At 66.4% G+C, this 21,572-nt stretch carries 15 protein-coding genes; 11 read left to right on the forward strand and 4 right to left on the reverse strand.

All coding sequences use genetic code 11. From position 1 onward, the window contains the following. Positions 1-58: 58 nt before the first annotated feature. Positions 59-1,210 (reverse strand): acyl-CoA dehydrogenase family protein, encoded by a 1,152-nt coding sequence (locus V9K84_RS08220; protein WP_088514927.1) that lies wholly within the window; start codon positions 1,208-1,210, stop codon positions 59-61. Between the two features lie 16 nt (positions 1,211-1,226). Continuing rightward, entirely contained in the window at positions 1,227-2,297 is a 1,071-nt protein-coding gene (locus V9K84_RS08225; RefSeq protein ID WP_088514926.1) for an enoyl-CoA hydratase/isomerase family protein, read from the reverse strand. A gap of 337 nt (positions 2,298-2,634) precedes the next feature. On the opposite strand from V9K84_RS08225, the gene V9K84_RS08230 reads away from it, so the two are divergent. The 3 genes from V9K84_RS08230 to nahK all read left to right on the forward strand — a co-directional run bounded on the left by V9K84_RS08230 (position 2,635) and on the right by nahK (position 7,777). After that, positions 2,635-3,816 carry a porin gene (locus tag V9K84_RS08230; protein WP_043860154.1) on the forward strand — a complete coding sequence of 394 codons (1,182 nt, stop codon included), beginning with the start codon at positions 2,635-2,637 and terminating at the stop codon, positions 3,814-3,816. Positions 3,817-4,035: 219 nt separating this feature from the next. Further along, positions 4,036-5,199, forward strand: a complete 1,164-nt coding sequence (gene nosP, locus V9K84_RS08235; protein WP_054914528.1) for a nitric oxide-sensing protein NosP — start codon at positions 4,036-4,038, stop codon at positions 5,197-5,199. Beyond that, entirely contained in the window at positions 5,129-7,777 is a 2,649-nt protein-coding gene (gene nahK / locus V9K84_RS08240) for a hybrid sensor histidine kinase/response regulator NahK/ErcS' (protein ID WP_078481000.1), read from the forward strand. The genes nosP and nahK overlap by 71 nt, the downstream gene beginning before the upstream one ends. On the opposite strand, the gene V9K84_RS08245 is transcribed toward nahK, so the two are convergent. Beyond that, positions 7,755-8,762, reverse strand: coding sequence for an aldo/keto reductase (locus V9K84_RS08245; RefSeq protein WP_088514925.1), 1,008 nt, complete (start codon positions 8,760-8,762; stop codon positions 7,755-7,757). The genes nahK and V9K84_RS08245 overlap by 23 nt on opposite strands. A 135-nt stretch (positions 8,763-8,897) precedes the next feature. After that, positions 8,898-10,202 (reverse strand): MFS transporter, encoded by a 1,305-nt coding sequence (locus V9K84_RS08250; RefSeq protein ID WP_088514924.1) that lies wholly within the window; start codon positions 10,200-10,202, stop codon positions 8,898-8,900. A 160-nt stretch (positions 10,203-10,362) separates the two neighbouring features. Here V9K84_RS08250 and V9K84_RS08255 point away from each other — a divergent pair, with 160 nt between their 5' ends. From V9K84_RS08255 to V9K84_RS08290, 8 genes are all read left to right on the forward strand, one after another. After that, complete coding sequence (locus V9K84_RS08255) at positions 10,363-11,463, forward strand: sugar diacid recognition domain-containing protein (protein ID WP_043862760.1); 1,101 nt, start codon at positions 10,363-10,365, stop codon at positions 11,461-11,463. A gap of 134 nt (positions 11,464-11,597) precedes the next feature. Next, positions 11,598-12,737 carry a glycerate kinase gene (locus tag V9K84_RS08260; RefSeq protein ID WP_054914526.1) on the forward strand — a complete coding sequence of 380 codons (1,140 nt, stop codon included), beginning with the start codon at positions 11,598-11,600 and terminating at the stop codon, positions 12,735-12,737. Between the two features lie 297 nt (positions 12,738-13,034). Further along, on the forward strand, positions 13,035-15,164 hold the full coding sequence (locus V9K84_RS08265) for a TonB-dependent receptor (protein WP_229590261.1): 2,130 nt from the start codon (positions 13,035-13,037) through the stop codon (positions 15,162-15,164). Between the two features lie 55 nt (positions 15,165-15,219). Beyond that, positions 15,220-16,935 (forward strand): ABC transporter substrate-binding protein, encoded by a 1,716-nt coding sequence (locus tag V9K84_RS08270; RefSeq protein ID WP_088514923.1) that lies wholly within the window; start codon positions 15,220-15,222, stop codon positions 16,933-16,935. Then, a complete protein-coding gene (locus tag V9K84_RS08275) occupies positions 16,932-17,864 on the forward strand; it encodes an ABC transporter permease (RefSeq protein WP_054914524.1) in 933 nt (310 codons plus the stop codon). Before V9K84_RS08270 ends, V9K84_RS08275 begins: the two co-directional genes overlap by 4 nt. Before the next feature lie 25 nt (positions 17,865-17,889). Next, a complete protein-coding gene (locus tag V9K84_RS08280) occupies positions 17,890-19,125 on the forward strand; it encodes an acyl-CoA dehydrogenase family protein (RefSeq protein ID WP_058540179.1) in 1,236 nt (411 codons plus the stop codon). A 25-nt stretch (positions 19,126-19,150) separates the two neighbouring features. Beyond that, a complete protein-coding gene (locus V9K84_RS08285) occupies positions 19,151-20,494 on the forward strand; it encodes an LLM class flavin-dependent oxidoreductase (protein WP_088514922.1) in 1,344 nt (447 codons plus the stop codon). Positions 20,495-20,516: 22 nt separating this feature from the next. Further along, positions 20,517-21,569 carry an NADP(H)-dependent aldo-keto reductase gene (locus V9K84_RS08290; protein ID WP_078480993.1) on the forward strand — a complete coding sequence of 351 codons (1,053 nt, stop codon included), beginning with the start codon at positions 20,517-20,519 and terminating at the stop codon, positions 21,567-21,569. Positions 21,570-21,572 lie beyond the last annotated feature (3 nt).

Here is a 21,572-nt window from a genome sequence, read left to right on the forward strand (position 1 = left end):
GGCCGGGCCAACAAGGCTGACAGGCCATGGTGGCCCGGCATCACATCAAACCGCGCCTTTACAACGGATAGTGCTTCAACTCCCGCGCAATCAGCATGCGCTGAATCTCGCTCGAGCCCTCATAGATCTGCGTGATCCGCGCATCGCGGTAGTATCGCTCCACCGGGTAGTCTTCCAGGTAACCATACCCACCATGCACCTGGATGGCCTTGGAACACACCCGTTCGGCCATCTCCGAAGCAAACAGCTTGGCCTGCGAAGCCTCGCTCAAACACGGCTTGCCCGCACTGCGCAAACGCGCCGCATGCAGTATCAACAACCGCGCCGCATTGAGTTGCACCTGCATGTCGGCCAACAGGTTGGCCACACTCTGGTGCTCGTTGATCGGCTTGCCGAACTGGATGCGGTCACGCGAATACGCCAGCGCCGCCTCGAACGCCGCGCGCGCAATGCCCAGCGCCTGAGCCGCAATCCCGATACGCCCGCCCTCAAGGTTGGACAGCGCGATCGCCAGGCCCTTGCCACGCTCGCCCAGCAGGTTGGCTGCCGGCACACGGCAGTTGTTCAAGGTCACCGCACAGGTGTCGGAGGCGCGAATGCCCATCTTGTGTTCGCTGCGATCGACCACGAAACCTTCGTTGTCGGTCGGCACCAGAAACGCCGACAGCCCTTTCTTGCCCAGCTCCGGGTCGGTCACCGCAAACACGATCGCCAGGCCCGCGCGCCGCGCATTGCTGACGAACTGCTTGGACCCGTTGATCACCCACTCATCACCCACGCGCTCGGCACGGGTGCGCAGGTTGTGCGCCTCGGAGCCGGCCTGGGGTTCGGTAAGGCAGAAGCAGCCGATCACCTGGCCGGTGGCCAGACGCTCCAGCCAGGTCTGCTGCTGCAGGTCGCTGCCATAGGCGAGCAGGGGGCCGCAGCCCACCGAGTTGTGGATGCTCATCAACGCCCCGGTGGCGCCATCGCCGGCGGCAATCTCTTCCACCGCTAGTGCATAGGCCACGTAGTCGGTGTAGCTGCCGCCCCATTGCTCGGGCACCACCATGCCCAGCAAGCCCAGCTCACCCATCCTGGCCACCACGCCATCGTCGATCCAGCCGGCCTTTTCCCAGGCCTGGGCATGCGGGGCGATCTCGTTACGGGCGAAGTCGCGCGCCATGTCGCGGATCATGATCTGTTCTTCAGTCAGTTCCAGGTCTTGCATGTGCGTACTCCGGCCCTCACAGGCCTTCGAAGAATTGATCCACCCGCGAGCGTGAAAGCTCGGCGACGGTGGCGGGGTTCCAGCGAGGCTGCTTGTCCTTGTCGATGATCAGCGCGCGTACACCTTCGATCAGGTCGCCGTGCTCGAACCATTGCCGGTCCAGGTGCAGCTCCATCGCAAAGCAGTCCTCCAGGCTCAGGTGGCGCCCGCGACGCAGCATCTCCAGGGTCACCGCCATCGCCAGGGGCGAGCGCGTGGCCAGCAGGTCGGCGGTCTTGAGTGCCCATTCGTGGCTGTCGCCGACGGTCACGGCACGCAGTTGCTCGATGATGCTGGCCACATCGGGCAACGCGAAGAAGTGGTCGATGGCCGGGCGCAGCGCAGCCAGGGGAGGGTTGTCCAGGGTCTGGGTGCCCAGCCTGGCCAGCACGCCCTGCAGGTCCTTGAGCGGGTGCTCGCTCCACTTGAGCGTGTTCAGGCGTTCATCCAGGGTGCTCAGCCTGGCGCTGTCGACATGCCAGTCGGCCAGCCCGCAGTACAGCGCGTCGGCCGCCTGGATCTGCACGCCGCTCACCCCCAGGTAGGTGCCCAGTTCGCCGGGGATGCGCGACAGGAAATAGCTGCCGCCCACGTCCGGAAAGTAGCCGATGCCGGTTTCGGGCATGGCCAGGCGGCTGCGCTCGGTGACCACACGCAGCTCCGCGCCCTGGGCCAGGCCCATGCCGCCGCCCAGGGTAAAGCCGTCCATCAGGGCAACGATGGGCTTGCGGTAGTGATGAATGCACAGGTCCAGCGCGTACTCCTCCACGAAGAAGTCGCGGTGCAGGCTGTCGCCTGCCTTGAAGCTGTCATGCAGCGAACGGATGTCGCCGCCGGCGCAGAAACCCTTGGGGCCTTCGCCACGCAGAACCACTGCGTGAACCTGCGGGTCGACGGCCCAGGCGTCGAGCTGCTGCTGCAGCTGACGCACCATCGGCAAGGTCAGGGCGTTGAGGCCGGCGGGGCGGTTGAGGGTCAGATGGCCTACATGGTTGCGTACGGTAGCCAGTACGTTGGTATCGACCGGGGAATGCGCTTGCGCGGTCATCGCTGTCTCCCTGCTTTGTTATTGATTTTCCACATGATTTGTCGCGCCGTGGAGATGAATTCAAGGATCGTCGGATCGTAACAGTGCAATTTTGCCCATTACAATCGACAAAACTGCAGTGCCTGTCTGCATTTTTGCATGGTGGTCTCGGCCATCCGGAGCGGGTGCTGGCACTTTAGCCTTGTGACACTGGCGGACACAGGATTAGTTCCCCGGTGCCTGGCACCTCGCGCCTCGCCAAAGCAGCAGCGCCTTGCCCCCAAGGCAGCGTAGGGCGCGCGGCGCCGCTTTTCGATAATCGCCTCCGACAACCGTCCACCCGTTTGCGGAGAGCGTCATGCACAACAATAAGAATGCCCATACACGTTTCCTGCCCTTGGTGGCGAGCCTTGCCGCGCTGGGCCTGACCCCGCTGGCCCAGGCCGAGATCATGCTGTACGACAAGGACGACACGACCTTTTCCACCGACGGCTACATCAACGCCTTCTACGTCAACAGCAAGGTCGACCGTGACGGCGAGCAGTTCGACCGTCGCCAGTCCCGGGTCAAGATGGGCTTTCTGCCCAACTACCTGGGTTTCAACATGACCCGTCAGATCGACGACCTCAAGCTGGGCGGGCGCGCTTCGTTCTGGGTCACCATCAACGACAGTGAAACCAACGGCACCGACACGGCCATCGACGTGCGTCAGTTCTACGGCACCGTGACCAATTCGGAGTGGGGCGAAGTACTGATCGGCAAGGACTTCGGCCTGTTCGCCCGTTCCAACATCCTGCTCGACGAGTTGCTGGCCGGCTATGGCCAGGTCAGTGACACCCTCGGCCTGGTGGACGGTGGCGGCGTATCGTTCGGCAACATCGGCACCGGCTACCCGTACCCGTTCCCCACTGCGCAGATCACCTACCGCACCCCGGTGATGGATGGCCTGCGCATCGCCGTGGGCATCATGGACCCGGTCGATACCAACGATGACAGCGCGGTGGGCAAGGCCTACCAGAAGAATCCGCGCACCGAGAGCGAGATCACCTACCAGTTCGACCTGGGGGGCGCCAAGATCTACAGCTGGATCAACGGTGGCTACCAGACCTCGGACAACACCGATCACAACGTCGACTCGGTGACCTCCAAGGGCCTGGGCTATGGCGTACAGGCCAAGATGGGCGCCTTCTCGCTGACCGGTTCCGGCTTCACCGCCAAGGGCATCAACCCGTTCTTCACCAACAACGCCGGGGAAGCAACCTTGCGCGAGGTCGACAGCAAGGGCTACCTGATGCAGGGCTCGTACAAGTTCGGCAAGAACCGCCTGGCGTTGTCGTACGGCAAGACCAAGGACGACGGCAACGGCGCGGTCAACACCGGCGCCGACTACGAGACCCGCGGCATCGCGCTGTTCCGCGACATCAATGCCAACCTCACCCTGGTAGCCGAATACAACCAGTTCGAAATCCGCGGGCATGAGGGCAGCAGCCAGAACGAAGACACCGATACGCTGGCCCTGGGTGCCGTGCTGACCTGGTAAACCGCGTCGCCCCCTTCGCTGGCAAGCCGGCGCCCACAGCGATGCCTCTGTCCTTCACGTCAGTGGCAAACCTGTGGGCGCCGGCGTTCCAGCGAAAGGGCACCCCCCTTGCAAACCTACAACCAATGCCACCCCCACCCACTACCCAAGTAGCATTCGACCCTCTCCAGCCCCTTCGTACACTGGGCCCATCCGTTAAAGCCCCCGCCGGAGGCCGTCATGCACCACCCCCCCGCCGAGGGCATTGTCAGTGCCGTCTCGCGCGCCAGTGTCGCCGAAGAGGCCGCACAGGACCTGGCCCGTCAGCTGCTGCACCCGCACCTGGGCTTCGTGCTGTTCTTCTGCTCCGCCGAATACGACCTGCCAGCCTTGGCCCACTCGCTGCAACAGAGCCTGGGCGGCATCCGCCTGGCAGGCTGCACCAGCGCCGGCGAAATCACCCCCGAAGGCTACGGCCGCGGCTGCATCACCGCGCTGGGCTTCGATTACCGGATGTTCTCGATTGCCGCCGAACTCATCGCCCCCATGCAGTACTTCAGCCTGATCGACGCGCAGCAGATGGTCGAGCGCCTGGTCGGCGACTGTCGCAGCAACACCCTGGCCCCGATCAAGGGCCACAGCTTCGCCCTGACCCTGCTCGACGGGCTGTCCAGCCGTGAGGAAACCGTGCTTGCCGCCCTCAGTGCCGCCCTGGGCGACATCCCGCATTTCGGCGGCTCGGCCGGCGACGACAACTACCTGCACCACACCCATGTGTACTTCGACGGCGCCTTCCACAGCAGCGCTGCCGTGGTGCTGCTGGTCAATACCTGCCTGGATTTCGAGGTATTCACCACCCACCACATCCAGCCGCGCCAGGAAAAGCTCGTGGTCACCCGCGCCGACAGTACCCTGCGCCGGGTCTACGAGCTCAATGCCGAACCCGCCGCGCAGGAGTACGCCGCGCTGATCGGCGTGCCCCCCGAACAGCTCGACCACCGCACCTTCGCCGCCCACCCGCTGGCGGTGCGCATCAACGAGCGCTACTACGTGCGGGCCATCCAGCAGGTGCACGACGACGGCAGCCTGAGTTTCTACTGCGCGGTGGAGAACGGCATCGTGCTCACCGCCATGCGCCCCGGGCCCCTGCTGCCCAACCTGAGCGCGTTGTTCGACGGCTTGCGCGAACGCCTCGGGCCGTTGCTGCTGACCATCGGCTGCGACTGCTTCCTGCGCCGCCTGGAGCTGGAAGGCAGCGCAGAGTTCGAAGCCGTCGGCGCCTTTTTGCAGCAGCAGCCTGTGGTGGGGTTCAACTCCTATGGAGAACAGTTCAATGGCATGCACATCAACCAGACGTTCACCGGCGTCGCCATTGGCCAGCCCCGTGCACGCCGTGGACATTGACCAGGCCGCGCTGATCGCCCGCTTGCAGCATGAAAACCGCAAGCTCAGCCGTATCAACGCCGCCCTGATCGAACGCCAGGAATCGGGCGCCGCGCGCCCGGACGACTCGTATGCGGCGTTCCAGCACTCGGTGGTGCTGGCCGAGCAGGTGCGCGAGCGCACCGATGCGCTGAACCAGGCCATGGCCGAACTCAAGGCCAGCAACCACCTGCTCAGCGATGCGCGGCTGCGCGCCGAAACCGCGCACCAGTACCTGGTGGACGCCATCGAAAGCATTTCCGACGCCTTCGTGCTGTTCGACCCGCAGCAGCGCATCGTGCTGTTCAACCAGCGCTTCAAGGCGTTCTGGGCCAACAGCCGCATCCGCATCATCGGCGGCATGCGTCTGGCCGAGATCAAGCGGCTGATGCAGAGCACCGGGCTGTTCTGCGAAGAGCAACGCGGCCCCAGCGCCGAGCACATGGTGTACCGCCTGCAGGGCGGGCGCTGGCTGCAGGTCAGCGAGCGGCCGACCCAGGGCGGCGGCTGCGTGATGCTGTTCACCGACATCACCCAGATCAAGCTCAGCGAAACCCAGCGCCGCGAACAGGCCGTGGCGCAGAAGTCGCACCTGCTGCAGCGTGCGGTCGACAACCTGTCCCAGGGCGTGGCCATGGTCAATGCCGACGGCGTGCTGGAGTTGTGGAACCGGCGCTTCCTGGAACTCAGCGGGCTGGCCCCGATTGCCGCCCATCGCGACTTTGCCGAGGTGATCGCCGACAGCGAGCTGGCCTTGCTCACCCCGGCCAGCACCGATGCCAACGGGCGCAGCATCCATGAACTGGAGCAGCGCCTGTTCGACGGGCGCATGCTCGAAATCCGTACCCATCCGCTGCCGGCCGGCGGTTTCGTCAACACCTTCACCGACATCACCGAGCGCTATCAGCATGCCGAGGCGCTGAGCGAGAGCGAGCGCTGGATCCGCCTGATCACCGACCACGTGCCGGCGCTGATCGCCTACCTCAACGCCGACCTGGTCTACGAGTTCACCAACAAGGTGTACGAGCAGTGGTACTGCTGGCCGCGCGGGGTAATGCTCGGCCAGAGCCTGCGCGAGGTGCACAGCGCCGAGCATTACCAGCGCCTGGAGAGCTATGTGGAGCGGGCATTGTCGGGCGAGAGCGTGACGTTCGAGTTCGCCGAAACCAACGCCCACGGCCAGGAGCGCTACATGCTGCGCTCCTATGTGCCCAACCAGCTGGCCAGCGGCGAGGTGGTGGGGATCTTCGTGCTGATCCGCGACATCACCGAACGCCGGCGTACCGCCGAAGCCCTGCACCAGGCCTACCAGAACCTGGAGTTGCGGGTGCGCGAGCGCACCGCCGAACTCACCCAGCTCAACCAGCAACTGCTGCGCGAAATCGAAGAGCGGCGCCGCGCCGAAGCGCGCCTGCGCGAGGCCAAGCAGGAGGCCGACCAGGCCAACCTGTCCAAGACCAAGTTCCTTGCCGCGGTCAGCCACGACCTGCTGCAACCGCTCAACGCCGCGCGCCTGTTCACCAGCGCGCTGCAGGAGCAGAACTGTGCAAGCCCGGCGCTGGTGCGCAACGTCAGCAATTCGCTGGATGACGTCGAAAGCCTGCTGGGCACCCTGGTCGACATCTCCAAGCTCGATGCCGGGGTGATCAAGGCCGATGTCGCGACCTTCGCCGTCAGCGACCTGCTCGACAACCTGGCCGCCGAGTACGCCCATGCCGCCGCCAGCGAAGGCTTGCGCATGAGCTACGTGCGCAGCAGCCTGCGGGTGCGCAGCGACATCCAGCTGCTGGCACGCATCCTGCGCAACCTGCTCAGCAATGCCATCCGCTACACCCCGCAGGGGCGCCTGATGCTCGGGTGCCGGCGGCGTGGGCAGCGGGTGTTCATCGAGGTATGGGACACCGGCATCGGCATCGCCCCCGACAAGTGCGCCGAGGTGTTCCAGGAGTTCAAGCGCGGCGACCTGCAGCGTCCCGACCAGGATCGCGGCCTGGGCCTGGGCCTGGCCATCGTCGACAAGATCGCCGGCATTCTCGGCCACCGCGTGCACCTGCGCTCCACGCCGGGCAAGGGCTCGGTGTTCTCCATCGAGGTGCCGCGCAGCAAGCGTGCGCCCCGGCGCGAGCCGCAACCGTCACAGGTCGAGCCGCTGACCGAACGCCTGGACGGCGCACGTATCTGGGTGGTGGACAACGATGCGGCGATCTGCGCGGGCATGCGCAGCCTGCTGGAGCAGTGGGGCTGCTCGGTGGTCACCGCCCTGAGCGAGCAGGACCTGGCCCGCCAGGTGGCACTGGACAGCGAGTGGGCCGACCTGCTGATCGTCGACTATCACCTGGACAACGACCGCAATGGCCTGGAGGCGGTCGGGTCGATCAATACGCAGCGGCACACGCCGTTGCCGGCCCTGATGATCACTGCCAACTACAGCGTGGAGCTCAAGCAGCAGGTGCGCGACCTGGGCCACAGCCTGCTGCACAAACCGGTGCGGCCGATGAAGCTCAAGGCCGCCATCAGCCACCTGATCGGTTGCGAACTCAGCGTGGCTGGCGCCCGCTGACGAAGTGCGCCGCGTCGTTGTAGCCGTGGGTGGAGGCATGCCCGGGGGTAACCAGCGAATCGATGAAGGCTTCGTCTTCGGCGGTGATCTTCACCTGCAGCGCACCGCCATAGGTGTCCCACTGCGCTTCGGTGCGCGGGCCGACGATGGCGGAGCTGACGTGCTGGTTGTTGAGCACCCAGGCAATGGCGAACTCGACCATGCCCACGCCCTTGGCCTGGGTATAGGCGTGGATCTTCTGCGCGATGGCCAGTGACTCGCTGCGCCATTCGGTCTCGAGGATGCGCTTGTCCTGGCGCCCGGCGCGGCTGTTGGCGTCCGGGGTGGCGTCGGGGGCGTACTTGCCGCTGAGCACCCCACGCGCCAGCGGGCTGTAGGGCACCACGCCCAGGCCGTGAAAGGCTGCAGCGGTGAACTGCTCGGTTTCGGCCTGGCGGTTGACGATGTTGTACAGCGGCTGGCTGATCACAGGCTTGGGGATACCCAGGCGTTCGGCCAGGTTGCACACCTCGGCGATGCGCCAGCCGCGAAAGTTCGACACGCCCCAGTGACGGATCTTGCCCTGGCGCAGCAAGTCGCCGATGGCTGCCACGCTGACCTCCAGCGGGGTGGCGTGGTCTTCGCGGTGCAGGTAGTAGATGTCCAGGTAATCGGTGCCCAGGCGCGTGAGGCTGGTGTCGATGGCATTGAAGATATGCTTGCGGCTCAGGCCGCTGCGGTTGGGCAGGCCGTCGACCGGGCCGAAGCCGACCTTGGAGGCCAGCACCCAATCGTGACGGTGGCGGGCGATGGCTTCGCCGACGATTTCTTCGGAGCGGCCGGCGTTGTACACGTCGGCGGTATCGATGAAATTGATGCCCTGGTGCCAGGCCTTGTCGATGATACGCAGCGAGTCTTCGGTGCTGGTCTGCTCGCCGAACATCATGCTGCCCAGGGTGAGGGCGGAAACCTGCAGGCCACTGCGGCCCAGGGGACGGTAGATCATGCTCGAGCATCCTTTTGCGGGAGGGGGTCGAGCTGTTTTACAGGGTTGAAAGCTTCGTCGGCAAGGCCGGCTCCCGCACAATCGTGTGAACGGCCCTCAGGCCCGTAGGAGCCGACCTTGCCGGCGAAGCGGTCGTCAGCTGGGGCGCGACACCCGCAGCGCCACCAGGCTGCCCACCACGATCAACCCCGCCAGCGAATACAACGCCACGTCGGTCGAGCCGGTCTGGTCCTTGATCCAGCCCACCAGGTACGGGCTGAGGAACCCGGCCATCTGGCCCACCGAGTTGATGATCGCCAGGCCCGCCACTGCAGTGCCCGCGGTGAGCAGGGCAGTGGGCATCGGCCAGAACATCGGCAGGCCGGTGAGCGCGCCCATGGTCGCGATGCTCAGGCCCAGAATCGCGATCACCGGGCTGTGGGCGAAGTTGACCGCCATCAGCAGCCCCACCGCGCCCATCAGCATCGGCACCACAAGGTGCCAGCGCCTCTCGTTGCGCAGGTCTGCCGAACGCCCCACCAGCAGCATGAACAGCCCGGCCAGCAGGTACGGGATGGCGCTCAGCCAGCCGATCAGCAGGGCATCGTCGAAACCCATGTTCTTGATGATCGATGGCAGCCAGAAGTTGATCGCATACACGCCGCTCTGGATGCAGAAGTAGATGAAGCCGAAGGTCCAGATCAACGGGTTGGCCAGCACCGACAGCAGGCTGTCGCTGGCGGTTTTCGGCTTGGCCGCCGCATCCGCATTCAGGTCGGCCTCAACCGCCTGGCGCTGCGCCGGGGTCAGCCAGCCGGCCTTGGCGTAGCCGTCGCTGAGCAGCACGATCGCCAGACAGCCGAGCACCACGGTAGGCACGCCCTGGATCAGGAACATCCATTGCCAGCCGGCCAGGCCGCCCTGGCCGGCGGCGAAGTGGTTGAGAATCCCCCCCGAGAACGGCCCGCCCAGCAGCCCCGACACCGGGATCGCCGACATGAACAGCGCCATGATGCGCCCGCGCCGCTGCGCCGGGAACCAACGCGAGAGGTACAGCACGATACCCGGGAAGAACCCCGCTTCGGCGGCGCCGGTGAACAGGCGCAGCACGTAGAACTCCATGGGGGTGGTGACGAACAGCAGGCAGGTCGACAGCGTGCCCCAGGCGATCATCATCAGCGCGATCCAGCGCCGTGGCCCGAAGCGGTTGAGCGCCAGGTTGCTGGGCAGGCCGCACAGCACGTAGCCGATGAAGAAGATGCCGGCACCCAGGCCGTAGATGGTTTCGCTGAACTTCAGCGCGTCGAGCATCTGCAACTTGGCGAAGCCGACGTTGACGCGGTCCAGGTAGTTGAACAGGTAGCAGATGAAGATGAACGGGATCAGCCGCAGGGTGATGCGCCGGTACAGCGCGTTGCGGTCGATGTCGTGGCCTTGGTCAGGGGCAGGGCGGTATGACATGATTCTCTCTCTGTTTTTATGTTTATCGCCGCAACTGCGTCGAGGCAGTTGTCATGACGAGTCTGTTTGAGCCAGAGGACGCTGTCTTTGTGCTTTTGCACAGCCTTTGCGCTGCACCGCTGTGCCCTCGACCAACCATTGCGACCACAAGGATCCGCCCATGTTCGAGCTCGACCACGACCTGGCACAGGATATCGTCGACCGTGCGATGGCCATTCTGCCCTACAACGTCAATGTCATGGACAGCCAGGGGCTGATCCTGGGCAGTGGCGAGGCGCAGCGTATCAACACCCGCCACGAAGGCGCGCAACTGGTGCTGGCCAACGCGCGCATCGTCGAGCTCGACGAAGAGGCCGCCAGGTGCCTCAAGGGCGTGCAGCCGGGTGTGAACCTGCCGCTGCTGCTGGACGGGCGCCTGATCGGCGTGCTCGGCATCACCGGCGACCCGCAGCAGGTGCGCACCTACGCCGAACTGGTGCGCATGACCGCCGAGATGCTGCTGGCCCAACGGCACCTGCAAGTGCAGCAGCAATGGCGCAAGCAGCGCTGCGACGACCTGCTGGCCTTGCTGCTGGGCGGCAACGGCGACGCCACCCGGCTGGTGGACGAGGCTCGGCAACTGGGTCTCAAACCCCAGCTCACGCGTATCCCGTGCCTGTTCGAGCTGGAGGAGGGCCCGGCCGCCGAGCCGCTGGCGGCCTGGCTGATGCTGCGCTACCCCGACAGCTGGTGCGTGAGCCCGGCACGTCAGTCGTTGCTGTGGTGCCGCCCGGCGACGGTGGCGCTGGACGAACAGCGCCTGCTGGACAAGATGCAGGCCCAGGGCTGGACCGTGCAGCGCCTGGCAGTTGCTGGCCCGGCCGAAGGGCTGGACAACCTGCGCCGCGGTTATCGTCGGGTGCGCGACCTGCTTGCCTACGGGCGCGAGGTACTGCCCCGCCAGCGCCTGCTGACCCTGGCGCGCTATCGGCTGCCGGCGCTGTTGTGGCGTCATCGCAACGACGATGCACTGGACGAACTGCTGCAACCGCTGCAACGGCTGCGTGCCAAGGACAGCAACGGGCAGCTGCTGGCCACCCTGCGGGCCTGGTGCGCCCACGACGGGCAGAGCCAGGCGTGCGCCGAGGCGCTGGGCATTCACCGCAACAGCTTGCGTTACCGACTGGAACGGGTGGCCGAGTTGAGCGGGGTGGACCCGATGCGGCTGGAAGGGATGCTGAGCCTGTACCTGGGGTTGCAGTTGTTGCCCGTGAACAGTTGATTGCCTGTGCGGGCCGCTTGGTCGGTGCATTGTCCAACTGAACAAATAACCCTGCGCCCGCCTGTGCATCCGACCGACGCCCGCCGCCGGCGCAACTGTCAGCATGCAGCTCATCTGGATAAGGAGCACACCGCATGAAAATCGTCATCGCCCCCGACTCGTTCAAGGACAGCCTGAGCGCCGAAGACGTGGCCGCTGCCATCGCCCGGGGGCTGGCCGATGCCTTGCCACAGGCCGAGCTGGTCAGTTGCCCGATGGCCGATGGCGGCGAGGGCACCCTGCAGGCCCTGGTGGCGACCTGCAGCGGCGAACAGCGCAGCCTGCAGGTGCAGGGCCCGCTCGGCACACCGGTACTGGCCCACTGGGGCTGGCTGGCCGACAGCCACACCGCCATCATCGAAATGGCCCAGGCCAGCGGCCTGCAACTGCTCGGCCTCGCGCAGCGCGATGCATGCCGCAGCAGCACCTATGGCACCGGGCAACTGATCGGCGCGGCGCTGGATGCCGGGGCACAGCGCATCATCCTGGCCATCGGCGGCAGTGCCACCAATGATGCCGGCAGTGGCATGCTGCGAGCGCTGGGGCTGCGGCTGTTCGATGCCCAGGGCGCTGAACTGGCACCGGGCGGCCTGGCCCTGGCGCACCTGGCCCGGCTGGACAGCAGCGGGCTGGACCCGCGCCTGCTCGACGTGCAGGTGGAAGTGGCCGCAGACGTCGACAACCCGCTGTGCGGGGCCAATGGTGCCTCGGCGATCTTCGGCCCGCAAAAGGGGGCGAGCCCCGCCCAGGTCGCCTTGCTCGACCATGCACTGGGGCACTTTGCCGACCATTGCGCCGGCCTGCTGGAGGAAGACGTTCGGGCGTTTCCGGGCTGTGGCGCAGCGGGCGGCATGGGCTTTGCGGCCAAGGCCTTCATGGGCGCGCAGTTTCGTGCTGGGGTCGAAGTGGTGGCCGAGCTGGCCGGGCTGGAGGCGGCGGTACGCGGTGCCGACCTGGTGATCACCGGGGAGGGGCGCTTCGATGCGCAGACCCTGCGCGGCAAGACCCCGTTCGGTGTGGCGCGCATAGCCAGGCGTCACGGCGTGCCGGTGGTGGTGATTGCCGGCACCCTGGGCGAGGGCTACCAGGCGCTGTACGAGCATGGCATCGATGCGGCATTTGCGTTGACCAGCGGGCCGATGAGCCTGCAGCAGGCGTGCGAGCAGGCGGCGCCTTTGCTACGCGACAGGGCGCGGGACATCGCTCGGCTGTGGGCCTTGCACCAGGGTCTGTAACAAGCCCACTACTGCTTCGCCGGCAAGGCCGGCGCCTACAGACAGCGGCCAACCTGTAGGCGCCGGCCTTGCCGGTTATATACATAGATCAGCAACTGGCAACTGTTCGCCTGGCAACACCCTCCCGACACTAGCCCTCCAATACAACACCCGATTACTTGCCGCTTTATAACTAAACCCCTTTAAACAAGGCACTTCGCCAGTTGGCACGCTCGCTGCAATAGTCCCTGTGAGATTGACTATACCAATAGAAACTCGCCTAATTTTAATCAGGTGGGGAGCAAGACCTTGAAACGCGTGCATTGGGCAACTTCGGCAGTATTGCGACATTCATCCCTGTTCGCTGTAAGCAGCGCACTATTAACCTTCATCCCGTTGGCCTCGGCCGCCGACACCGACACCAGCGGCGACAAGCGCCTGGGTACGGTCACCGTGCAGGCCGCCAAACAGAGCCCTGTGCAGGCGGCGCAGAGCAAACTCGACGAGGTCGCCGGCGGTACCAGCCTGGTCACCCAGGCTGAAGTCGAAAAGGGCCGCTCGGCCACCCTGGAAGACACCCTGGCGTACCAGCCCGGCGTCTACGCCCAAGCTGCCGGTGGCAACGATGCCATCAAGATTTCCATTCGCGGCTCCGGCGCCAATACCTCGCCCGGCTATTTTCGCGAAGGCACCAAGTTTCTCTTCGACGGCCTTGCACTGACCGGCGCCGGTGGCACGCCCTATGAACTTCTGGATACCCAGGGCCTGAACTACACCGAAGTACTGCGCGGTGCCAACGCCTTCGAATACGGCGCACTTTCACTGGGGGGCGCGATCAACTTCGTGACCAACTCCGGGCTGACCGCACCGGGCAACCGCATCAAGCTCGAAGGCGGCAGTTTCGGCTGGCAGAAGCAGACCCTGAGCACCGGCGGCGTGGCCGGCAATGCCGACTACTACGTCAGCGTCGACAACGCTCGCCGCGACGGCTACCAGGACTTCACCTTCACCAAGGCCAAGGGGGTGGTCAGCAACTTCGGCTACCGCTTCAACCCCAAGCTCGAAACCCGTCTGTACATCCGCTACCGCGAGGAATACCACGAGAACTCGGGCACCCTGACCCTGGCGCAGCTCAAAAAGAACTCCAAACAGACCAACGCCGCCACCTACGCCACCCGTGGCGACTCCACCAAGCGCGGCTCGACCTGGGTCGGCAGCAAGACCACCTACACCTTCGATGACGATGCCACCCTCGAAGCCGGGCTGGTGTACCACAATTACCCGCAGATCCTCAGCCGCAAGAGCACCGTCAACCCCAACTACTGGGACTGGCGCGACATCAACTACTCGCTCAAGTACAGCCGCACCGACCAGCTGTTCGGCCTGCCCAGCACCACCACCGCGGGCTGGAGCAGCACCCAGCACATCCGTTCCGGCGCACGCACCTACAAGGGCGACAAGGATCTGGGCATTCTGCAGAAGCAGGTCGAGTACGACGGCTCGTTCGACCATGTGTTCACCCTGGGCAACGACCTGGGCCTGACCGACAACCTGTACCTGGCCACCGGCGTGTCGGCGATCGAGATCAAGCGTGACATCAACGTCACCTACAGCGACCGCCCCAACACCAGCGGCCTGCCCAGCCACTACAAGTACGACGAGTGGAAGCTGGCCCCGCGTATCGGCCTGCGCTACTACATCGCCCCGGACGTGCAGCTGTTCGCCAACGCCAGCCGCACCATCGACCCGCCAAGCTCCTGGTCCAGCTCCGGCTCCGGGGTCACCAGCAACTACGCCAAGCCACTGGTGCCGCAAGCGGCCAACACCGTGGAGTTCGGCATCAAGGGCAAGTCGGGGATCTTCGACGGCAGCCTGGCGTTCTACAAATCCTGGGTCAAGAACGAGCTGCTCAACGTCGAAGTGCTGCCGGCCACCGCCACCTCTGCCGCGGTGGTGTCCACCTCCAATGCCACGCCCACCATCCACCAGGGCATCGAGGCCGGCCTGAGCACCCGCCTGTGGGAAGGCGCCAACGGTGACAGCCTGACCTGGCGCCAGGCCTACACCCTCAACGACTTCCACTACGAGAACGACCCGCTGTTCAAGAAGAACGAACTGCCGGGCCTGCCCAAGCACGTGTATCAGGGCGAGCTGCAGTACCAGTGGGCCAGCGGTTTCTACGCCGGGGTCAACGTGCGCACCGCGTCCAAGACGTCGGTGGACTACGCCAACAGCTTCTACGCGCCGTCCTACACGCTGTGGGGCGCGCGCCTGGGTTACGACGACCCGGGCAAGACCTGGCAGGTGTACCTGGACCTGAAGAACATCACCGACCAGGACTACGTGACCGCCGTGCTGCCGACCTACAACTCCCAGGGCAGGGACGTCGCGTCGCTGTACCCGGGCGACGGCTTCGGCGCCTTCACCGGCGTGACCTACAACTTCTAAGCCAGCGCGGCCAGCGCCGACGTGCACCTGCACGCGGTGCTGGCGGAGGAAGCACATGACCCTGATCACAAGGCTCGCACGCCTGGCCGTACTCGCCAGCGTGGTGGCGCTGGGCGCCTGCAAGCCGGCCAGCGAAGCGCCGCGCAACAGCGTATCGAGCGCCGACGGCGTGCTGCGCGACGGCAGCCTGAGCTACGCCGCCGAGGACTACCGCGAAGCCGCGCCAGGCAAGCCGGGCGGCACGCTGCGCATTTCCACGGCGTCCGACACCACCACCCTGGACGTGCATTCGATTTCCCACGGCAACGTGCAGTGGCTGGGGCGCATCCTGTTCGACTGCCTGCTGTACCAGGACGACCAGGGCAACATCTCGCCGTGGCTGGCCAAGTCGTGGGACATCTCGCCGGATGGCAAGACCTACACCTTCCACCTGCGCGATGACGTGACCTTCAGCGACGGCGAGAAATTCAACGCCCGCGCCGTGCAGATCAACCTGGAGCACATGCGCGACCCGGCCACCAAGTCGCCGCTGGCCGCCGCGTACATCGCGCCCTACGTGAACGGGCGCATCGTCGACGAGTACACCTTCGAGGCGCACCTGCGCGAACCCTATTCGCCGTTCCTGGACGTGCTGGCGCAGTCCTGGCTGAGCATGATCTCGCCGCGCCAGATCCTCGAGGCGCCCAAGTCCATCGCCGAGCATGCCATCGGTTCGGGGCCCTTCGTGCTGGAAAGCTATACCCGCGACCAGGGCGCCACCTTTGTCAAACGCAAGGGCTACAACTGGGCGCCCCCGGTGACCCGGCACAACGGCGAGGCCTACCTGGACCGCCTGGAACTGAGCATCGTGCCCGAGCCGATGATCCGCTTCAGCGCGCTCGAGTCCGGCCAGTCGGACTTCACCGTGGACGCGCCGGCGCAGAACGCCAGGGCCATTCGCAGCAACCCCGACCTGCAGATGAGCAGCCGCATCCGCAAGGCCAACCCGTTTCGCAGCCTGACCTTCAACGTCGAGCAGTTCCCGTTCCAGGACGTGCAGGTGCGCCGCGCCGTGGCCAAGGCCATCGATCGCGACGGCCTGGCCTGGATCACCGGCTTTGGCGAGTACCAGCCCAAGGGCGATTTCCTGGCCGCCAACACCCGCTACTACGACCCCGCGTTCAAGGATGTGCTGGCTTATGACGTGGCCGAGGCCAACCGCATTCTCGACCAGGCCGGCTGGGGTGAACGTGACGCCAGGGGCTACCGGGTCAAGGACGGCCAGCGCCTGTCGGCGCGCCTGCTGATGTACGAGACCGGCGCCTTCCCCGGTAGCGTGGCAGTGGCCATCCAGGCCGACCTCAAGAAGGTCGGTTTCGAGCTGGCCATCGATCTGCTGCCCCTGGCCCAGGTCACCGAGCGCCGCTATGCCAGCAACTTTCAGGCAATCGCCGGCGGCTACTGGCACACCAACACCCCCGACGGGCTGTACATCCTCTACCACAGCAATGCGATCAGCACGCCCAAGCTCATCGGCCAGAACGCCGGGCGTTTTCGCGATGACGCCCTCGATGCGGCGCTGTCGGCGGCGCGCCGTTCCACCGACCCGGTGGAGCTGGCCGCGCTGTACCGCACCGCGCAGCAACGCCTGGTGGAAACCGTGCCGGCCGTACCGGTGTACGAGAGCCATGTGCTGGTGGCCTACCGCAAGGCGGTCAAGGGCGTGATCTTCGATACCTCGCACAACACCCCGTTCTTCACCAGCATATGGCTCGACCAGGAGGCCCGATGAACACCCTGCGCCTGATACTCCGTCGGCTGCTGGCCGGCATCGGCGTGCTCTGGGGCGCGGCGACCCTGACCTTCCTGGCCTTGAACCTGAGCGCCGGCGACCCGGCACTGGCCATCCTCGGCGGGCCGGAGGCGATGCCCAGTGCCGAGCTGATCGCCCAGGTGCGCGCCGAATACGGCCTGGACCAGCCGTTGATCGTGCAGTACGGCCACTACCTGGGGCGCCTGGCCCAGGGCGACCTGGGCGAGTCGTACCGCCTGCGCATCCCGGTGGGGCAGATCATCGCCGGGCAACTGGGCGCCACCGTGCAACTGTCGCTGGCTGCGGCGGTACTGGCGGTGCTGCTGGCCGTGCTGGTCGCGGTGCTCACCGCCAATCGCGCGCCATGGCTGCGCTCGCTGGTGTCGGGCACGGAGCTGGTGCTGTCGTCGGCGCCCTCGTTCGTGATCGGCCTGGGCCTGCTGCTGGTGTTCGCGTTCGGCTGGCACCTGCTGCCGCCGTCCGGCTCCAGCGGCTGGCAGGCGCTGATACTGCCGAGCGTGGCGCTGGCCTTGCCGGTGGCGGCGGTGCTCAGCCAGGTACTGCGCCAGGAACTGGAAGACATTCTCGAACAACCCTTCATCGCCATGGCGCGCGCCCGCGGCATGTCCGAAACCGGCGTGCGCCTCAAACACGCGCTGCGCCATGCGCTGGTGTCGCTGGTGACCCTGTCCGGCTTCGTGTTCGCCAGCCTGCTCGGCGGTGCGGTGGTGATCGAGCTGCTGTTCTCGCGCCAGGGCATCGGCCGGCTGATGCTCGACGCCGCAACATCCAAGGACGTGCCGCTGCTGCTGGGCATCACCCTGCTGGCGGCGGCGATCTACGTGGTCGTGAACTTTCTCGTCGACCTGATCAATCACTGGGTGGACCCGCGTGCCAAGGCCGTGTGATGCCACCCCCAAGCAAGGACCTGTCATGACCCAATCCAATTCCTACACTGCGCTGCAGGCGCGCTTCAAGCCGCTGTTCGCACAGATCGGCGAGGGTGCGGTGGCGCGAGAACAGCAGCGCGAACTGGCCTTCGAGGCCGTGGCGTTGCTGCGCGATGCCGGCTTCACGGCGCTGCGCGTGCCCCAGGCGCATGGGGGGGCCGGCATCAGCCTGCCGGTGCTGTTTGGCCTGCTGATCGACCTGGCCGAGGCCGACTCCAACCTGCCGCAGATCGTGCGCGCGCACTTCGGTTTCGTCGAAGGGCGGCTGTCGGCCCGCGAACCGGCGTCCCAGGACTACTGGTTCGCCAAGGTGGTGGCCGGGCAGCTGTGGGGCGCGGCAATGGCCGAGCGCAGCGACAGCAGCACCAACTCGGTCAGCCTGGAGGCCGCCGAGGAGGGCTGGCGCCTGAACGGCGAGAAGTACTACTGCACCGGCACTATCTACGCCGACTGGGTGGCGGCCGTGGCCATGCACGACAAGGATTTCGTCAGCGTGGTGGTGGCAGTGGACGCCCCCGGCGTGACCCGTGAAGACGACTGGGACGGTTTCGGCCAGCGCCTGAGCGGCAGCGGCACCACACGCTTCGAGCAGGTGGCGGTGCCCGAGCAGCATGTGCTGCGCCGCTTCAAGCCCGGCGAGCTGCGCGCCGAGTCATACATCTCGGCGTTCTATCAGCTGTTCCACCTCGCCACCCTGGCCGGCATCGCCCGCGCCGCGCTGCGCGATGCCACCGCCTTCGTCCAGGGCCGCACCCGCGCCTTCGGCGTGCCGGGCCAGTCCAGCCCCAAGGACGACCCGCTGGTGCAGCGGGTGATCGGACGCCTGTCGAGCCTGGCCTATGCCAGCGAAACCCTGGTGCTGGCTGCCGCCGAGGTACTCGAGCGGGTACACCAGGCCGAGCTGAACGACAGCGCCCAGGAAGCCGACTACGTCGAGGCCGATATCCGCACCTTCCAGGCCCAGCAGATCGTGCTGGAGCAGGTGCTGGAAGTCACCACCCTGCTGTTCGAGGTGGGCGGCGCGTCGGCCACCAGCCAGGCCCGGCGCCTGGACCGGCACTGGCGCAATGCGCGCACCCTGGCCTCGCACAACCCGGCGATCTACCGCGAGCGCGCGCTGGGCAACTACTACCTCAACGGCGTCAGCCCCGGTGCTGCCTGGCGTGCGCTGCATGCCCAGGACGGCACCACCGTGCGCGACGAAGCCAGCGCGGTGTAACCGCCTTCATTCAGGAGCAGCAGCCATGAGCCAGATCGCAAGACAGATGAGCATCGGCATGAACATCCTCGGCTTCGGCGCGCATGCCAGCGCCTGGCGCAAGGCCGAAGTACCGGCCAACGCCTACCTCGACGTCGAGTACTACCGCAACATCGCGCGCATTTCCGAGCGGGGGTGCCTGGACGCGATCTTCCTCGCCGACGGCCCGGCGCTGGCGGGCGACATCGCCCAGCACCCGGCCGGGCGCCTGGAACCGACCGTGCTGCTGACGGCCGTGGCCCTGGCCACCCGGCACATCGGGGTGATCGCCACCGCGTCCAGCAGCTACAACGACCCGTTCAACCTGGCGCGGCGCTTCAGCTCGCTGGACCACATCAGTGGCGGCCGGGCGGCCTGGAACGTGGTGACCAACGCCGGCGACGCCGCCGCGCAGAACTTCGGCCTGGCCGGCGCGCCGCGCCATGTGGACCGCTATGCGCGGGCCGACGAGTTCATCGACGTGACCCTCAAGCTGTGGGACAGCTGGGAGGACGACGCGATCATCGGCAACGCCGCCAGCGGCCAGTTCGCCGACCCGCACAAGGTGCACAGCATCGACTTCGTGGGCGAGCATTTTTCGGTCAAGGGGCCCCTCAACCTGCCGCGCTCGCCGCAAGGCCGGCCGGTGCTGGTACAGGCCGGCTCGTCCGAGGGCGGCAAGGCCCTGGGCTCGCGCTATGCCGACGCGATCTTCACCACCCAGACCACCTTGCCCGACGGCCAGGCGTTCTATCAGGAGATGAAACAGCGCGCACGCCAGTGGGGCCGCAACCCCGATCACCTGAAGATCATGCCGGGGCTGTCCACCGTGATCGCCAGCACCGAGGCCGAAGCCCGTGCGCGCTTCGATGAACTGAACGCCTACAGCGGCGAGGCGGGGCTGGTGCAGCAACTGGCGTTTCGCATCGGCCTGCCCCCCGACGAGCTGGACCTGGACGCGCCGCTGCCGTGGGAGCGTATTGGCCCGGTCAGCGAATTCGAGCGCGGCTCGCACGGTTTTCTCGAAGCCCAGTTGAACCTGGCACGGCGCGAGAACCTGACCATCCGCGAACTGTCGCGGCGCATCCTGGTGGGCCACCGCCTGCTGGTGGGCACCCCGGAACAGGTCGCCGACACCCTGGAGCACTGGTTCCGCGCCGGCGCCGCCGATGGCTTCAACATCATGCCCGACATGTTCCCCTCGGGGGTCGAGGTGTTCGTCGACCAGGTGGTGCCGCTGCTGCAGCAGCGCGGGGTGTTCCGCCGTGAATACACCGGCAGCACCCTGCGCGACCACCTGGGCCTGCCGTACCCGGCCAGCCAGTACCAACGTGCGGCAGAAGCCGTCTGAACCGATTAGCGAGGCACACCCCATGAACTACCGCACACTGGGCAACAGCGACATCAAGGTCAGCGTCATCGGCCTGGGCACCATGACCTGGGGCCACCAGAACAGCGAGCAGGACGCCCACCAGCAGCTGGACCTGGCGCTGGACCACGGTGTCAACCTGGTCGACACCGCCGAGATGTACCCGACCCCGACCCATGCCGACACCTGGGGCAGCACCGAGCGCTTCATCGGCACCTGGCTGGCCCGGACCGGCCGGCGCAGCGATATCGTGCTGGCCAGCAAGATCGTCGGCCCCACGCGCAACCCCGGCAGCGGCACGCATATCCGCGATGGCCTCAGCCGCCACGACCGCGCCAACATCGTCGCCGCGCTGGACGGCAGCCTCAAGCGCCTGCAGACCGACCACCTGGACCTGTACCAGCTGCACTGGCCCGACCGCAGCACCAACTTCTTCGGCCAGCGCGAGTACCCGTATGTCGACGACCCGCAGGCCATTGCCATCGGCGAAACCCTGCAGGTGCTGGCCGAGCAGGTGCAGGCGGGCAAGGTCCGCCATATCGGCGTGTCCAACGAAACCCCGTGGGGGGTAGGGCAGTTCCTGCGCCAGGCCGAGGTGCTGGGGCTGCCGCGTATCGTCAGCATCCAGAACCCCTACAGCCTGCTCAACCGCCTGTACGAAGGCGGCCTGTCGGAATTCAGCCACCGCGAAGGGGTGGGCCTGCTGGCCTATTCGCCGCTGGCCTTCGGCGCGCTCACCGGCAAGTACCTGGGCGGTGCACGGCCCGAAGGTTCGCGCCTGTCGTCGGTGTACCGCACCTTCAACCGCTACGACAGCGCGTCGGCGCAGCAGGCCATTGCCGCCTACGTGGCACTGGCCCGCGAGCTGGACGTGAGCCCCGCGCAACTGGCCCTGGCTGCGGTGATCGGCAAGCCGTTCGTCAGCAGCGCCCTGACCGGGCAGACGAGCCTGGCGCAACTGCGCGAGAACATCGGCGCGCTTGAGCTGCAACTGAGCGGCGAGACCCTGGCGCGCATCGAGCAGATCCACGCGCACACCCCGAACCCGGCGCCCTGAGCC

The organism is Pseudomonas sp. AE27, assembly GCF_037113495.1.
GTDB lineage: Bacteria > Pseudomonadota > Gammaproteobacteria > Pseudomonadales > Pseudomonadaceae > Aquipseudomonas > Aquipseudomonas palmensis.

Excerpts from the sequence above, each read along its gene's own strand:
- V9K84_RS08255 (WP_043862760.1), top strand. The coding sequence starts at position 10,363 with ATGTTCGAGCTCGACCACGACCTGGCACAGGATATCGTCGACCGTGCG.
- nahK (WP_078481000.1), top strand. The coding sequence starts at position 5,129 with ATGGCATGCACATCAACCAGACGTTCACCGGCGTCGCCATTGGCCAGC.
- V9K84_RS08270 (WP_088514923.1), top strand. The coding sequence starts at position 15,220 with ATGACCCTGATCACAAGGCTCGCACGCCTGGCCGTACTCGCCAGCGTG.
- V9K84_RS08250 (WP_088514924.1), bottom strand. The coding sequence starts at position 10,202 with ATGTCATACCGCCCTGCCCCTGACCAAGGCCACGACATCGACCGCAAC.
- V9K84_RS08230 (WP_043860154.1), top strand. The coding sequence starts at position 2,635 with ATGCACAACAATAAGAATGCCCATACACGTTTCCTGCCCTTGGTGGCG.
- V9K84_RS08260 (WP_054914526.1), top strand. The coding sequence starts at position 11,598 with ATGAAAATCGTCATCGCCCCCGACTCGTTCAAGGACAGCCTGAGCGCC.
- V9K84_RS08220 (WP_088514927.1), bottom strand. The coding sequence starts at position 1,210 with ATGCAAGACCTGGAACTGACTGAAGAACAGATCATGATCCGCGACATG.
- V9K84_RS08290 (WP_078480993.1), top strand. The coding sequence starts at position 20,517 with ATGAACTACCGCACACTGGGCAACAGCGACATCAAGGTCAGCGTCATC.
- V9K84_RS08280 (WP_058540179.1), top strand. The coding sequence starts at position 17,890 with ATGACCCAATCCAATTCCTACACTGCGCTGCAGGCGCGCTTCAAGCCG.
- V9K84_RS08275 (WP_054914524.1), top strand. The coding sequence starts at position 16,932 with ATGAACACCCTGCGCCTGATACTCCGTCGGCTGCTGGCCGGCATCGGC.
- V9K84_RS08285 (WP_088514922.1), top strand. The coding sequence starts at position 19,151 with ATGAGCCAGATCGCAAGACAGATGAGCATCGGCATGAACATCCTCGGC.
- V9K84_RS08245 (WP_088514925.1), bottom strand. The coding sequence starts at position 8,762 with ATGATCTACCGTCCCCTGGGCCGCAGTGGCCTGCAGGTTTCCGCCCTC.
- V9K84_RS08225 (WP_088514926.1), bottom strand. The coding sequence starts at position 2,297 with ATGACCGCGCAAGCGCATTCCCCGGTCGATACCAACGTACTGGCTACC.
- nosP (WP_054914528.1), top strand. The coding sequence starts at position 4,036 with ATGCACCACCCCCCCGCCGAGGGCATTGTCAGTGCCGTCTCGCGCGCC.